The 13829-nt window shown below is 65.1% G+C and carries 12 protein-coding genes; 1 reads left to right on the top strand and 11 read right to left on the bottom strand.

Annotation, left to right across the window (positions count from 1 at the left end):
* Positions 1 to 27: 27 nt before the first annotated feature.
* Both ileS and AC0L3P_RS20730 read right to left on the bottom strand, forming a co-directional pair.
* Complete coding sequence (gene ileS / locus AC0L3P_RS20735; RefSeq protein WP_473304535.1) at positions 28 to 3027, bottom strand: isoleucine--tRNA ligase; 3000 nt, start codon at positions 3025 to 3027, stop codon at positions 28 to 30.
* A 201-nt stretch (positions 3028 to 3228) separates the two neighbouring features.
* Entirely contained in the window at positions 3229 to 4200 is a 972-nt protein-coding gene (locus AC0L3P_RS20730; RefSeq protein ID WP_275172428.1) for a bifunctional riboflavin kinase/FAD synthetase, read from the bottom strand.
* Positions 4201 to 4430: 230 nt separating this feature from the next.
* Here AC0L3P_RS20730 and AC0L3P_RS20725 point away from each other — a divergent pair, with 230 nt between their 5' ends.
* Positions 4431 to 4826, top strand: a complete 396-nt coding sequence (locus tag AC0L3P_RS20725) for a response regulator (RefSeq protein WP_007596883.1) — start codon at positions 4431 to 4433, stop codon at positions 4824 to 4826.
* 210 nt (positions 4827 to 5036) lie between these two features.
* Here AC0L3P_RS20725 and AC0L3P_RS20720 read toward each other — a convergent pair whose 3' ends face one another.
* From AC0L3P_RS20720 to uvrC, 9 genes are all read right to left on the bottom strand, one after another.
* Positions 5037 to 5891, bottom strand: a complete 855-nt coding sequence (locus AC0L3P_RS20720; RefSeq protein WP_275172429.1) for a TIGR01459 family HAD-type hydrolase — start codon at positions 5889 to 5891, stop codon at positions 5037 to 5039.
* Positions 5892 to 5906: 15 nt separating this feature from the next.
* Positions 5907 to 7382, bottom strand: coding sequence for an EAL domain-containing protein (locus AC0L3P_RS20715; protein WP_473304532.1), 1476 nt, complete (start codon positions 7380 to 7382; stop codon positions 5907 to 5909).
* 142 nt (positions 7383 to 7524) lie between these two features.
* On the bottom strand, positions 7525 to 8655 hold the full coding sequence (locus AC0L3P_RS20710) for a YihY/virulence factor BrkB family protein (protein WP_354208226.1): 1131 nt from the start codon (positions 8653 to 8655) through the stop codon (positions 7525 to 7527).
* Position 8656: 1 nt separating this feature from the next.
* On the bottom strand, positions 8657 to 9256 hold the full coding sequence (locus tag AC0L3P_RS20705; protein ID WP_354208225.1) for a phage holin family protein: 600 nt from the start codon (positions 9254 to 9256) through the stop codon (positions 8657 to 8659).
* 91 nt (positions 9257 to 9347) lie between these two features.
* Positions 9348 to 10307, bottom strand: a complete 960-nt coding sequence (prmB, locus tag AC0L3P_RS20700) for a 50S ribosomal protein L3 N(5)-glutamine methyltransferase (RefSeq protein WP_354208224.1) — start codon at positions 10305 to 10307, stop codon at positions 9348 to 9350.
* Positions 10307 to 10783, bottom strand: coding sequence for a molybdenum cofactor biosynthesis protein MoaE (locus AC0L3P_RS20695; protein ID WP_354208223.1), 477 nt, complete (start codon positions 10781 to 10783; stop codon positions 10307 to 10309). Before AC0L3P_RS20695 ends, prmB begins: the two co-directional genes overlap by 1 nt.
* A gap of 3 nt (positions 10784 to 10786) precedes the next feature.
* A complete protein-coding gene (gene moaD / locus AC0L3P_RS20690; protein ID WP_194406080.1) occupies positions 10787 to 11038 on the bottom strand; it encodes a molybdopterin converting factor subunit 1 in 252 nt (83 codons plus the stop codon).
* Complete coding sequence (pgsA, locus tag AC0L3P_RS20685; RefSeq protein ID WP_007596859.1) at positions 11035 to 11652, bottom strand: CDP-diacylglycerol--glycerol-3-phosphate 3-phosphatidyltransferase; 618 nt, start codon at positions 11650 to 11652, stop codon at positions 11035 to 11037. Before pgsA ends, moaD begins: the two co-directional genes overlap by 4 nt.
* Positions 11653 to 11750: 98 nt before the next feature.
* Positions 11751 to 13820 carry an excinuclease ABC subunit UvrC gene (gene uvrC / locus AC0L3P_RS20680; protein ID WP_473304526.1) on the bottom strand — a complete coding sequence of 690 codons (2070 nt, stop codon included), beginning with the start codon at positions 13818 to 13820 and terminating at the stop codon, positions 11751 to 11753.
* Positions 13821 to 13829 lie beyond the last annotated feature (9 nt).

Genomic DNA, 13829 nt, shown 5'->3' with positions numbered 1-13829 from the left:
TGGCTTTCGCCAGGACGACGGTGAGAGCTAGATGCTGACCCCCAGCGTCTTCCATTCGCGCAGCGCCTTGGCGTCGCGCGGGGTGACGTCGGGATATTCGGGGTCTTCACCCACCGTCGGCGAAATCTTCCAGGAACGGGCGCATTTGGTGCCGACCGCCTTCTCCACCACGACAGCGACGCCTGGAACGGCATCGAGACGGAATGCGGAAGCCGGCGCTTCGCCCTCGCGCACCTCGTAATTCGAGGTGATGCAGATCTCGGCGAGGTCGGTGTCGAACAGCGTCGCAAGCATGTCGCGATCGGCGACATAGATGACCGGCGAGGCCTCCAGCGACGAGCCGATGTTCTTGGCGGCGCGTTCGAGCTCGAGCGCGCCGGTGACGACGCGGCGGACGTTGCGGATCGCTTCCCACTTCGCGGCGAGCTTGTCGTCGCGCAGGCTTTCGAGGTTCTCCGGAAATAGCGTCAGGTGCACCGAAGGCTCGGCGTCGGGCCTGTACATGCGCCAGGCTTCCTCCGCGGTGAAGCTGAGGATCGGCGCCAGCCATTTCAGGATCGAGCTGCACAACAGGTCGATCGTGGTCAGCGCCGCCTTGCGCGTCAGAGAGGACGGCGGATCGCAATACAGCGTGTCCTTGCGGATGTCGAAATAGAACGCCGAGAGCTCGCTGTTCAGGAAGGCGGACAAGGTTGCGACCACGGTCTTGTAGTCGAACTCCTGATAGGCCTTGCGGACGACGGCAGCACGGACCGCGAGCTCGTGCAGCATCAGCCGTTCGAGTTCAGGCATGTCGGCGGGCGCGACTGCGTCGGCCGGCTTGTAGTGATCCAGCGTTCCCAGCATCCAGCGCACGGTGTTGCGCAGCTTGCGGTAGGTCTCGATGGTGTTCTTCAGGATCTCCGGGCCGATGCGCTGGTCGTCGGCATAGTCGGTGGCGCAGACCCACAGGCGCAGGATATCCGCGCCGGAATCCTTGATCACCTTCTGCGGCTCGACAGTGTTGCCGATCGACTTCGACATCTTGCGGCCATTCTCGTCGAGCGTGAAGCCGTGGGTGAGCACGATGTCATAGGGCGCGCGGCCGCGCGTGCCGGCGCTCTCCAGCAGTGACGAGTGAAACCAGCCGCGATGCTGGTCGCTGCCTTCCAGGTACATCACGGTGTCGTTGCCGCCGTCGACCTTGCGGACGATGTTGCCGAGCTGCGGGAAGTTCTGGCGATCCTCGAGCACGAAGGCGTGCGTGGAGCCGGAATCGAACCAGACGTCGCAGATGTCGTCGATCTTCTTCCAGTCTTCCTTCGCGCGCGATCCAAGGAAGCGCTCGCGGGCGCCTTCCATGTACCAGGCGTCGGCGCCTTCCTCCATGAAGGCCTCGGTGATGCGCTGATTGACGATCTCGTCCTGCAGGATCTCGGCCGAGCCGTCGCTCTTCTCGCGCACGAACACGGCGATCGGAACGCCCCAGGCGCGCTGGCGCGAGATCACCCAGTCCGGACGATTGGCGATCATGCCGTTGATGCGGTTCTCGCCCGACGGTGGCACCCATTGCGTGACCGAGATCGCATGCAGCGCGCGGGCCCGCAATGTATCGCCCTTCTTGGCGTGGCCATCGTCGCTGATGTCCTTGTCCATCGCGATGAACCATTGCGGCGTGTTGCGGAAGATCACCGGCTTCTTCGAGCGCCATGAATGCGGATATTGGTGCTTGAGGCGGCCGCGCGCGAGCAGCTTGCCAGCCTCGATCAATGCCTTGATCACGGCCTCATTGGCATCGCCGTTTTCGCCCTTGTCGTTGAGCACGCGCTTGCCGGTGAAGCCAGGGGCCTGCGCCGTATAGGCGCCGTTCTCGTCGACAGTGTAGGGGATAGCCGTCGAGATGCCGCGCTGATCGAGCTCGCGGGTGTTGGCCATCCAGACGTCGAAGTCCTCGCGACCGTGGCTCGGCGCGGTGTGCACGAAGCCGGTGCCGGTATCGTCGGTGACATGCTCGCCGGCGAGCAGCGGCACGATAAACTCGTAACCGCCATCGAGGCCGCGCAAGGGATGGGCGCACTCCACGGCGTCCAGCGTATCGCCGGGAATGTCGCGCACCTTCTCATAGGCCGTGACGCGCGCCTGCTTGAACACCTCTGCGGCGAGCGCATCGGCCAGGATCAGGAGATCGCCGGTCTTCGCCCAATTGTCCGCAGCCGCATCCGTCACCTTGTAGAGGCCGTAGGCGATCTTCGGTGAGAACGAGATCGCGCGGTTGCCGGGCAGTGTCCACGGCGTGGTGGTCCAGATCACGACCGAAGCATTGGCGAGCGCACCATGTGCCGGGGACGTGACGGGAAACTTCACCCAAACCATGTCGGAGGTGTAGTCCTCGTACTCGACCTCGGCCTCGGCGAGCGCGGTCTTCTCGACCACGCTCCACATCACCGGCTTGGAGCCGCGATACAGCGTGCCGTTGGCGGCGAACTTCATCAGCTCGCGGGCGATCTGCGCTTCGGCGGGATAGCTCATCGTCTGATAGGGATGATCCCAGTCGCCGATGATGCCGAGCCGCTTGAACTCCTCGCGCTGCACGTTGATCCAGTGCGTCGCATAGGCGCGGCATTCCTTGCGAAACGCCACCATCGCGGCGGAGTCGCGGAAGTCGGGCTTCTGCTTGCCCTTGGAGCGGTAATTCTCCTCCTCGATCTTCCATTCGATCGGCAGGCCGTGGCAGTCCCAGCCGGGCACATAGTTGGAGTCGAAGCCAAGCATCTGCTGGCTCTTGGTCACGACGTCCTTGAGGATCTTGTTCAGCGCGTGCCCGATATGGATGTTGCCATTGGCGTAGGGCGGGCCGTCATGCAGCACGAATTTGGCGCGGCCCTGGGCTTCCTGGCGCAGCCTGTCGTAAAGGCCGATGTCGTTCCAGTATTTCAGCAGCTCCGGCTCGCGCTGCGGCAGGCCGGCGCGCATGGGGAATTCGGTCTGCGGCAGGAACAGGGTTTTCGAATAGTCTTTAGCTTCGGATTTTTGGGACTTGTCGGACATGAGGCTGACTGGCTCGGAAGGGCGCGGGAACGGATGGCGATGCGGAATCGCGGGTGAAACGACAACATCCCGGTCTTGCGCCGAGCCGAAGGCTCAGGCGGAAGCCGGGCCGCTAATCCCTATGATGCGCCGCGCAAACATGGCTCTCCATAGCAGGGGGGCGGAGGAAGCGCAAAAGGTTCGGCGCGCCGATTTCCGACCTCAATCGATGGCGCCAAGCCTCGGAAACGCGTTCGGGGCGGCGTCGAGCATGGCCCGGGCGCGGGCAGAATCGTCGTCCATCTGGCGGATCAGGGCCTCCAGGCTGTCGAATTTCAGCTCCTCGCGAATGAAGCCGATAAAGGCGCAGTCGAGCGTCTGTCCGTAAAGATCGCCCTTGAAGTCGAACAGGAAGATTTCCAGCAGCGGTGCGCCGTTATCGAAGGTCGGGCGGCGGCCGAAGCTTGCCACGCCGTCGAGCCGCTCCGCGCCGCGGCCGACTCGCACCGCATAGATGCCGTGCTTGAGGCCGCAATTGGCATCGAGGCGGATGTTGGCGGTGGGATATCCGAGGTCGCGGCCGCGCTTCTCGCCGTGGATGACCTCGCCGGTGATGAACCAGGGCGCGCCGAGCATGGCCGTGGCCTCGTCGAGTTGGCCTTCGGCGAGCGCGATCCGGATCGCGCTGGAAGAGACCGGCCGCTCGTCGATATCGACATGCGGCTGCACGTCGACCTCGATGCCGAGCCGGGGCGCCTCGTTGACCAGGAGGCTCGGCGAGCCGACCCGACCCTTGCCGAAATGGAAGTCGTAGCCGACGGCGATTCCACCGATGCCCAGGCGACCGATCAGGTCATGGTGAATGAAGTCTTGCGCGCTGGTCCCGGCGCGGGACTTGTCGAAGGTCATAACCACGGCGCCGGCAAGTCCGGTGCCGGCCAGAAGCCGCAGCTTGGCACGCTCGTCCGTCAGGCGGAATTGCGGGGTGTTGGGGCTGAAAAACCGGCGCGGATGCGGCTCGAAGGTCAATGCCAGAGCAGGGCGGCCATGTATCCTGCCCATTTCCAGGGCTGCGGCGATCACGGCGCGATGGCCGAGATGAACGCCGTCGAAATTGCCCATGGCGACCACGGCGCCCCTTGCAATCGCGGAGTCCGGCGTGGTGTCGCGGATAACGGTAAAATGCGGAGCCATCAGGGGAATTCTCGAGCCGGCGGGACCGGCCGGGACCGTGGCGCGACGGGCCGGATGAAGTCAAGCGGGAGGGGGCGGCCGCATCGAATGCGATTTCAGTCCACCGGGGGCGTTCCCAGTTAACGCGCTGTTTAACGCCTTGGTGCTAGTCCTTGGGCGTGGAACCGCGGGGCTCCGGCCCGGCAGGTCCGATCGTAAATATTTCCTGGGTTTGCGTTGGGGGAGTCGAGATGGCGGTTGATTTGTCGATGTCGGTTCTGGTGGTTGACGACTACAGCACCATGATCCGTATCATCAGGAACCTCCTGAAGCAGCTTGGCTTCGAGAATATCGATGATGCAAGCGACGGTTCGGCAGCGCTGAACAAGATGCGCGGCAAGAAGTACGGGCTCGTGATTTCCGACTGGAACATGGAGCCGATGACGGGTTACGACCTGCTGCGCGAAGTGCGCGCGGATCCGAACCTCGCCACCACGCCCTTCATCATGATCACGGCCGAATCGAAGACCGAGAACGTGATCGCGGCCAAGAAGGCGGGCGTGAACAACTACATCGTCAAGCCGTTCAACGCGGCAACGCTGAAGACCAAGATCGAGGCGGTCTTCCCGGACATGGCAAGCGCGTAAGGCGCGCTTGGCCGGATAATAATCCATCATTGGGATCGTCATGCCCGGGCTTGTCCCGGGCATCCACGTTTGGGGCTGCAAAGAAGGCGTGGATGGCCGGGGCGTAGGCGAGCGGGAGCGACGCCGTCCTACGGCCGACTGTGCCCGGCCATGACGGCGTCCGGGGGCTTAGCAATTGGTCTAGGTAGGCGACGCTTCAAGCCGTAGCCATCACCACTTCAGTTCGCGCATCAGCGCCTTCGGCGGATGGCCGAACAATTCCAGCACCGAAGCCGGGTCGAGCTGGTCGAGACCCTCGAAATCCTCGGCATGGATGCCGCGGGTCACGAACAGGCAATCGATCCCGAACTCGCGCGCGCCGGTGAGGTCGGTCCGGACGGAATCGCCAATCGCGAGCACCTTTTTGCGGTCGATCTGGTGGCCCTGGCGTTCGCCGGCGAGCGCCATCGCGCGCTCGTAGATCGGCCGGTGCGGCTTGCCGTAGAAGATCACCTCGCCGCCGAGCTCGCGATAGAGCTCCGCGATCGCGCCGGCGCAGTAGATCAGCCGGTCGCCGCGTTCCACCACGATGTCCGGGTTGGCACAAACCAGCGTCAGCTTGCGCTCGCGCGCTTTCAGCATCATGCCGCGATAGTCTTCCGCCGTTTCGGTCTCGTCGTCATAGAGGCCGGTGCAGACGATGTAGTCTGCCTGCTCCAGCGGCGCGGTCACCGCATCGAGGCCGCGGTAGATCGAGTTGTCGCGCTCGGGGCCGAGCCAGAACATCTTGCGGCCGGGATGATCGGCGACATAGAGCCGCGTCAGGTCGCCTGAAGACACAATCGCGTCGTAGGTCTCGTCGGCGACGCCGAGCTTGCGCAATTGCCGCTGCACCGAGTCTGCCGGGCGCGGCGCGTTGGTGATCAGGATGACCGTACCGCCGCGGCTACGATAGGTGTGCAGCGCCTCGCAGGCTTCGGGGAAAGACTCGAGGCCGTTATGGACCACGCCCCAGATGTCGCTGAGCACGACGTCCACGCCCGCCACGAGTTCACGCAGGCTTTCGGCGAAATGCAGCGTGGTCATGATGCGTGCGGCCGATCAGATCCGACGCGCGAGCGCGGCGTTGCCGGTGACGCGCTGTGGCGCAGACGCAGTCGACGTCGCGCTTGAGCTGGGGGTGCCGGAGCCATTGGATGCCTGGGTGTCCTGTGCCTGGTTCGGCGCGGCGGTAGCAGATGACCCCTCCTGCCGCAATGGCCGGGGCGGCGCGAACAGGAACCCCTGGCCGAACCGCACGTCATAGTCGAGCAGGTCGATCACGGCGCGCTCGCCCTCGATCCGCTCGGCGATCAGGTCGATGCCGAAGCGGCCGAGCAGGTCGGAGAGGTCGGAAGGGTGGATGTCCGAAGCCGAAGCCTGCCTCGCGTCGAGCAGGAGCGAGGCGGGCACCTTGATGAAGCGCACGCCGCGATCGGCGAGTTCGCGCGGTTCGATGCGCAAATCGGTGACATGGTCGATCGAGAAACGGAAGCCGCGCTGGGCGAGCGCGGCGAGATTCTCGGTCTCGGCCGGGCCGAGATTGCGGAAGGTCGATTGCTTGAATTCCAGCACCAGCGAGGGCGCCAGCGCCCGGTTGGCTTCGAGGAAATCGAGGTATTGCGCGAAGGTCGTGGAATTGCCGAGCGTGGAAGCCGCGACGTTGCAGAACACGCCGACCTCCTTGTTGCGTACCATCAGGCGTCGCAGCACCTGCACGCAGCGCAGCATCACCATGTTGTCGATGCGCCCGATTAGGCCGGAGGCCTCGGCGATGCTGATGAACTCCTCAGCCGCGACCAACTGGTCCCGCTCGTCGCGCAGGCGCGTCACGGCCTCGTAGAAGCGGACCTTGCGCTGCGGCAGCGTCACCATCGGCTGCAGGAAGATGTCGATGCGGTTCTCGTCGATCGCGTTGCGGAGCGTCGCCAGCAATTGGGTCGGGTTGCGGCCGTTGGCGGTCTGAACCGGATTGGCGGTCTGGGTCTGAATCGCCGGCGCTGACGGCCGCGGCTGCGGCGCGGGCGCCGGGGGAGGGGCAGCCGGGCGCTCCTCCTCGAACGTGGCCATCAGGTCGAGCGGCGCCTCCGGCTCCTGCCTTGCGACCGGAGCGGGGGCCGGCACCGGCGCGTGGCCGGCCATCAGATCCTCATGGGCCGACACGGTGGTGGCGAGCTGCCTGACCAACCCGCCGAGCTCGTTGATCTCGCCGACCACCGACTGGATGCGGTCGGAGTTGGTCGAATTGGAGGAGGCGATGCGTGCTTCGATCGTGGCAAGCCGGCGGCCGAACTCGGCGACCTGGCGGGCGAGGTCGGCGGTGCCGCGCGAAAGGTCGGTGATCTGGCCGCCGACGTCGCTGCGGTCGCGCAGTCGCATCGACACTGCATTGTAGAGGATCAGGAAGGTCAGCACCGTCAGTGCCACGATCGCGGATTCGGTTCCGCTGATGCCGGCGACTGCGTAGAGCACGAGCCCGAGCGAGGCGGCGACCAGAACCATGCAGATGGCGATGAAGATCGTCGAAATACGAATCATGCCGCGCGTTACGCCTCAAGAGCTGACTGCCTGACCGGGAAAACACGGGTGGCGTATCGAACCCGTCACGCCGCATGCTCCCCCAAGCGGCATGAGCTTAACATCATTGTTGATTCGAGGGGATAGCGGCCCGATCTCGGAGTCAGGATGGCGCCGCAGCGCCGACCGTGTCGGCCGAGACGGCCTGGCGGGTGCCAAGCGGCTTGGGCGGCCCGGTGGTCGTGTCGCGCAGGGTCTGCCGTTCGATCTCCGAATTCAGCTCGGCCCCGAACATGACGACGATGGCCGACATCCACATCCACATCATCAAGCCGATCGCAGCGCCGAGCGAGCCGTAGGTCGCATTGTAATTGGCGAATTCCGAGAGATACCAGGACAGCAGCGCCGAGCCGGCGATCCAGAGGATCGCGGCCGCCACCGCTCCGACGCTCAGCCATTGCCAGCGTGGGGCGTCGCGGCTGGGCGCGAAGCGGTAGAGGACGGCGAGCGCGGCAAGGAGAATGACGAACAGCACTGGCCATCGCGCCAGCGCCACGATCGTCTTGCTTTCGGGCGCCATGCCGAGGTGATTGAGCGCGAGCGGAAAGGCGACGACAGCGCCTACCATCAGGAGCAGGGCAACGATGCCACCGACCGTGAAAGCCAGCGAGACTGAGTTCAGCCGGATGAAGCTGCGCTTTTCACGCTCTTCATAGGCGACGTTGATGGCGTCGAAGATGGCCTTGACGCCGGCATTGGCGCTCCAGATCGCGAGCAAGAGGCCAAACAGGAAAGTGAAACCAAGGGTCGCGCCGCCGTTCGACACGACCCGGGCGACCTGGTCCTCGACGATCTGGAACGCGCCTTCGGGCAGCATCATCGCGAGCGATTGCAGGTTGGAACTGATCCTCGAGGGGTCGGCGAAGAGGCCATAGAACGAAACCAGAGCCGTGATGGCGGGAAAGATCGCGAGCAGCCCGAAAAAGACGACGCCGCCGGCGGTCGCGAGCAGGCGATCGTCGTCGATGCGCTGATAGGTGCGCCAGAAGACGTCCTTCCAGCCCGCCCAAGGGATCGCGAACGGGCTTTTCGCGCGGCGGCCGCGGCCGGGCTGCGAGGCTGCACCCACCGGGCTCGTTTCCGGCGAATTCGCCTCGCCTTTGCGGTGGTCGTGCGGAGGTCCCGCCCGGACCATGCCGGAATCCTGGAAATACCGTTCCGCGGTGAGCACGAACACGGTCGTGGCTGCCACCAACAGCCAGCTGTCAAATTGTTCGGCGCGCCGTATAGGCATTTCAGGTCTCCGCTCCGTGGCCGTGACGCCGCCGGCGCGCGGCCGTGAGGCCGACCAGCCCAACGGCTGCGAGCATCAGCCCGACTTGCACGGGCCGGTTGGACCGAGCCGGCCACGTGCTGCCGCCATGTCCTGGTTCATGCCCTCGTTCGCCCGGCGCGAGCGGCGCCAGGGGAATTGTCGTCGCGACCTCTTTCACCGCCTGTTTCACCGTTCCGCGCGGGATGCGCGGGGTGGCGATCGCCACGCGCAGGCGGCTGGCGAGCGGCACGATCGGCTTGGTCTTGCGCTTCATCTGGGCCATGGCCACGCCGGCGCAGGCGGCGGCCAGGATCAGGAGCACGCCGCCAACGGCGCCGAACCCCCAGAATTGCCCGTAATGGATTGCAACCCAGCGGTACAGCGCGATCAGGCCGACGAAGAAGGCTGCGACGACGAACAAGCCCGCAACCGCGAGCAGTCCGGCCGCAGTCGCGTACGAGGTCATGCGCCCAGTGGCCTGATTGCTCCGGTCACGGGCATAGGATTGGGCGGCGCGCTTGAGATGGTTGAGCTTGAGCGCGACGCCAGCGCGCAGCAATTCGCCCGATGGCGCAAGCATGCGGTTATCCTCCGAGTGCGAGAAAATTCGTCGGGGGATGAACGTGGCGGTATTTGACTTGTTCCGAACGAGGTCGGACCGCCGTGATGGATCAACCGAGATCGGCTGCCGCGATCCAGAACACTTCGCCCTCGGAGTCCTCGGTGTCGAGCCAGAGCAGCGGCAGTTCAGGAAAGGCCTCGTCGACCAATTCGCGGCCGCGGCCGATCTCGCAGATCAGCCCACCATGCGGCGTCAGGTGGTCGGGCGCGTCGCGCAGGATCCGGCGCACCACGTCGAGACCGTCGGCGCCGCCGTCAAAGGCGAGCTTCGGCTCGGCCCGGCACTCCGGCGGCAACGCAGCCATGCCTTCGGCGTCGACATAAGGCGGGTTGGTGATGATCAGGTCGTATTTGGTGTCACCGAGCGGGGCGAACAGGTCGCCGCGATGCAGGCTGATCCGGTCATCGAGCCCGTATTCGCCGACATTCCGTCTGGCGACGTCGACCGCGCCCTTGGAGATATCGACGGCGTCGATCGTGGCGTTCGGAAAATGCTGGGCGGCGAGGATCGCAAGGCATCCCGACCCCGTGCAGAGATCGAGCACCCGCTCGACCGCGGTGGGGTCATCGATCAGCGAGCCGGCTTCGCCGTCGCCGCCGAAATGCGATTCCAGCAACTCGCCGATAAAGGAGCGGGGAACGATGACGCGCTCGTCGACATAGAACGGCAGGCCGCGCATGTAGATCTTGTTGACGAGATAGGCAGCCGGTTTACGCGTGGTGACGCGCTGATGGATGAGATCGATGATCGTCCTGCCCTCGGCGGCCGTGACGCGCGCGTTGGCAAAAATCTCGAACTGCTCGGGGTGCAGATGCAGGGCTTCACAGACCAGGAAGGCCGCTTCCGCGACTGGATCGGGCGTGCCATGAGCAAAGGCGAGCTTCGCCTCATTGGAGCGGCTCACCGCATAGCGGACGAAATCGACCAGCGTGAGAAGCTCTCCGCGGCCTACTTTCGCGAGCTTTGGCGCGGCGCGGCCGCGCACGCTCTTTTTGGATGTTGTTGCCATCAGGATCGGGTCCAGCGTGCGGCGGCTTCATCGTCGCGGGCCTGGGCCTCGACCCAGCCGGTGCCGGAGGCGCTCTCTTCCTTCTTCCAGAACGGCGCGTTGGTCTTGAGATAATCCATCAGGAACTCGGCTGCCTGGAACGCTGCCTGGCGGTGCTGCGAGGCGGTCAGCACCAGCACGATGTTCTGACCGGGCATGAACCGGCCGACGCGATGGATCACCGTGACGCCGTTGAGAGGCCAACGCGAGGTGGCCTCGTCGGCATGGCGCCTGATCTCCTCCTCGGCCATGCCAGGATAATGCTCGAGCGAGAGCGCGGCGATCTTCGCGCTGTCCTCGTCGCTGCGGCAGATGCCGGAAAAGCTCACGACCGCACCGATGTCGGTGCGGTTCCCGGTCAGCACCGCGATCTCGCGCGCGATGTCGAAATCGTCCTGCTGGATACGGATGGTGACGGGGCAGGTGGTGCCGGGCATGGTCTAGCCGCCGGTCATCGGCGGGAAGAACGCGATCTCGCGAGCGCCCGCGATCGCGGCGTCCGACTTGACGTGGGTATGGTCGATCGCGGTACGGATCACCTTCGGCTTCTCGAACGCGTAGGCGTAGGCTTCGCTTTGGCCGGACAGCCAGGCGATCAGCTCTTCCACGGTGCGCACGGTTGCGGGCGGCTCGATGGTCTCCTCGGCCTTGCCGACGCGCTCGCGCACCCAGGCGAAGTACTTCACCTTCATCCCTCATCCTCCTTGATAAGGTGATGGATGCCGGCCCCGAAATAGTCGTAGCCGGTGTACATTGTGAGGATCGCCGAGGCCCAGAGCAGCGCCAGTCCGATCATCGAGACCATGGGCACCACCTCATCGCCGGCCGGACCAGCCAGCAGGAAGCCGATGGCGATGAGCTGAACCGTCGTCTTCCACTTCGCAAGCTTGGTCACGGGCACGCTGACGCGCAGCGCAGCAAGATATTCGCGCAGGCCCGAGACCAGGATCTCGCGGCACAGGATCACGATGGCGGCCCACAGCGACCAGCCGTGAATGATGCCGTCGGCGGCCAGCATCAGCAGGCACGAGGCGACCAGAAGCTTGTCGGCGATCGGATCGAGCATCCGGCCGAACGCCGATTGCTGATTCCAGATCCGCGCGTAATAGCCGTCGAGGTAGTCGGTGACCGCAGCCGCGATGAAAATGGCGACCGCGACCCAGCGCAGCCACAGCGGGCCGTCCATGATCGACTGTGCATAGATGCACCCGACCACGACCGGGATCGCGGCGATCCGGCCGTAGGTCAGGATGTTCGGGAGGGACATCGCGCGGCTGGTCGTCCCTCGTGTCGTGGCGATGTTCATCCGTCCTACCAATACCGCTGCAGCCTGAAGGTCAACCGTTCCGCTCCCCAAATGGGGTGCGGGATGCGACGACCATATGACCGCGGCCCCCCTTTATTTCACCCCGGCTGGGGATGGAAATACTCGAAAATCCTGCGAGCGCTCTCGGCGCTCACCCCCGGAACCTTGCCGAGATCGGTGATCGAGGCCCGTTCGATCTCCTTCAGGGTTCCGAAATGGTGCAGCAAGGCACGTTTGCGTGACGGACCGATGCCCGGAATCTCCTGCAAGCCGGCCTCGCGGATGTCCTTCTTGCGCAGCTTGCGGTGCGAACCGATGACGAAGCGGTGCGCCTCGTCGCGCAGCCGCTGGATGAAATAGAGCACGGGGTCGCGCGGCTCCAGCTTGATCGCCTCGCGCTCCGGCATGAACAGGGTCTCGCGGCCGGCATCCCGGTCCGGCCCCTTGGCCACCGACATCAGCACCACCTGGGTCAGGCCGAGGTTTGCAAAGATTTCCCGGACCGCGTTGAGCTGGCCGCGGCCGCCGTCGATGATCACGAGATCGGGCCATTGCGGGAAGTCGTCGTCCTTGGTTTTGGCCGCGCCCTCTTCGGGCGGGTTGATCAGGCGCTTGAAGCGGCGCTCCAGCACTTCGCGCATCATGGCGAAGTCGTCGCCCGGCGTGATCCCTTCCGACTTGATGTTGAACTTGCGGTACTGGTTTTTCACAAAACCGTCCGGGCCGGCAACGATCATGGCGCCGACTGCGTTGGTGCCCTGGATGTGGCTGTTGTCGTAGACTTCAATCCGCTTCGGCGCATGCGGCAGGCTCAGGGTCGTGGCCATGGCGTCCAGCAGCCGGCTCTGCGTCGCGGTGTCCGCGAGCTTGCGGCCCAGGGCCTCGCGCGCGTTGGTGAGCGCGTGGGTGACGAGCTCCTTCTTCTCGCCGCGCTTCGGCATGGAAACCTCGACCTTGCGGCCGGCCTTGATCGACAGCGCGTTGGCGAGCAGCTCGCTCTCCTCGATCTCGTGCGAGAGCAGGATATTCCTCGGCGGCGGCTTGTCGTCGTAGAACTGGGCGAGGAAGGAGCCGAGCACCTCTTCCGGCGTATAGGTCTTCTCCGCGCGCGGGAAATAGGCGCGGTTGCCCCAGTTCTGCCCGGTGCGGAAGAAGAACACCTCGACGCAGGAGAAGCCGCCCTCCTGGTGGATGGCGAACACGTCGGCTTCTTCCACGGTGCGCGGATTGATCCCCTGCTGCGACTGGATCGCGGACAACGCAGCGAGGCGGTCGCGGTAGAGCGCGGCGCTTTCGAATTCGAGCTCGCCGGAGGCCTTCTCCATCTCGCTAGCAAGCTCCTGTTTCACCGCATGGCTCTTGCCGGACAGGAAGTCGCTCGCCTCGCGCACCAGGGTCGTGTAGCCGGGGAAGTCGATCTCACGTGTGCAGGGGCCGGCGCAACGGCGGATCTGGTAGAGCAGGCAGGGCCGCGAACGGCTCTCGAAGAAGGAATCCGTGCAGGAGCGGATCAGGAACGCGCGCTGAAGTGCGGTGATGGTGCGGTTGACGGCGCCCGCGGAGGCGAACGGGCCGAAATAGCGACCGGGCCGCGTCTGCGCGCCGCGATGCTTCAAGATCTGCGGCGCCCAATGGTCGCCCGTGATCAGGATATAGGGAAACGACTTGTCGTCGCGCAGCTGCACGTTGAAGCGCGGCCGAAGCTGCTTGATGAGGTTGGCCTCCAGCAGCAGCGCTTCGGTCTCGGTGTGGGTCGAGATGATTTCCACCGTAACTGTGGCGGCGATCATGCGCAGGATGCGCGCCGGCTGCGGCGCACTCTGGCGCGCATAGTTCGACAGGCGCTTTTTGACGTTCTTGGCCTTGCCGACATAGAGCACGTCGGCATTGGCGTTGAGCATGCGGTAGACGCCGGGCGAGGTGGGGGCGAGGCGGACCGCGCGTTCGATCGCCTCGTGGCCGGTCGCCAGCGGCTCTTCGCCGACCGTGCCGCTTTCTTCCAGGATGTCCGGCAGCCGTGCGTCGTCCTCGTCGTCGCCGCTTGCGGTGGCGGGATCGAGGTCCGGCGGCGCCGCTTCCGTTTCCTGGGGCGGGACATCGGGCGCGTTGCCGCGCACGGGTTTGCGTACGCGTGCGTCGTCCGGATTGTCGGTGGAATCGTGAACCATGGTGCGAAT

Source organism: Bradyrhizobium sp. WSM4874 (assembly GCF_055811835.1).
This window is presented reverse-complemented; position numbering and strand designations above follow the sequence as displayed.

Bases quoted from the DNA above. Each gene is read 5' to 3' on its own strand.
- AC0L3P_RS20730 (WP_275172428.1), bottom strand. From the start codon at position 4,200: ATGGCTCCGCATTTTACCGTTATCCGCGACACCACGCCGGACTCCGCG.
- pgsA (WP_007596859.1), bottom strand. From the start codon at position 11,652: ATGAACATCGCCACGACACGAGGGACGACCAGCCGCGCGATGTCCCTC.
- prmB (WP_354208224.1), bottom strand. From the start codon at position 10,307: ATGGCAACAACATCCAAAAAGAGCGTGCGCGGCCGCGCCGCGCCAAAG.
- AC0L3P_RS20715 (WP_473304532.1), bottom strand. From the start codon at position 7,382: ATGATTCGTATTTCGACGATCTTCATCGCCATCTGCATGGTTCTGGTC.
- AC0L3P_RS20695 (WP_354208223.1), bottom strand. From the start codon at position 10,783: ATGCCCGGCACCACCTGCCCCGTCACCATCCGTATCCAGCAGGACGAT.
- AC0L3P_RS20705 (WP_354208225.1), bottom strand. From the start codon at position 9,256: ATGCTTGCGCCATCGGGCGAATTGCTGCGCGCTGGCGTCGCGCTCAAG.
- moaD (WP_194406080.1), bottom strand. From the start codon at position 11,038: ATGAAGGTGAAGTACTTCGCCTGGGTGCGCGAGCGCGTCGGCAAGGCC.
- AC0L3P_RS20720 (WP_275172429.1), bottom strand. From the start codon at position 5,891: ATGACCACGCTGCATTTCGCCGAAAGCCTGCGTGAACTCGTGGCGGGC.
- AC0L3P_RS20725 (WP_007596883.1), top strand. From the start codon at position 4,431: ATGGCGGTTGATTTGTCGATGTCGGTTCTGGTGGTTGACGACTACAGC.
- ileS (WP_473304535.1), bottom strand. From the start codon at position 3,027: ATGTCCGACAAGTCCCAAAAATCCGAAGCTAAAGACTATTCGAAAACC.
- AC0L3P_RS20710 (WP_354208226.1), bottom strand. From the start codon at position 8,655: ATGCCTATACGGCGCGCCGAACAATTTGACAGCTGGCTGTTGGTGGCA.
- uvrC (WP_473304526.1), bottom strand. From the start codon at position 13,820: ATGGTTCACGATTCCACCGACAATCCGGACGACGCACGCGTACGCAAA.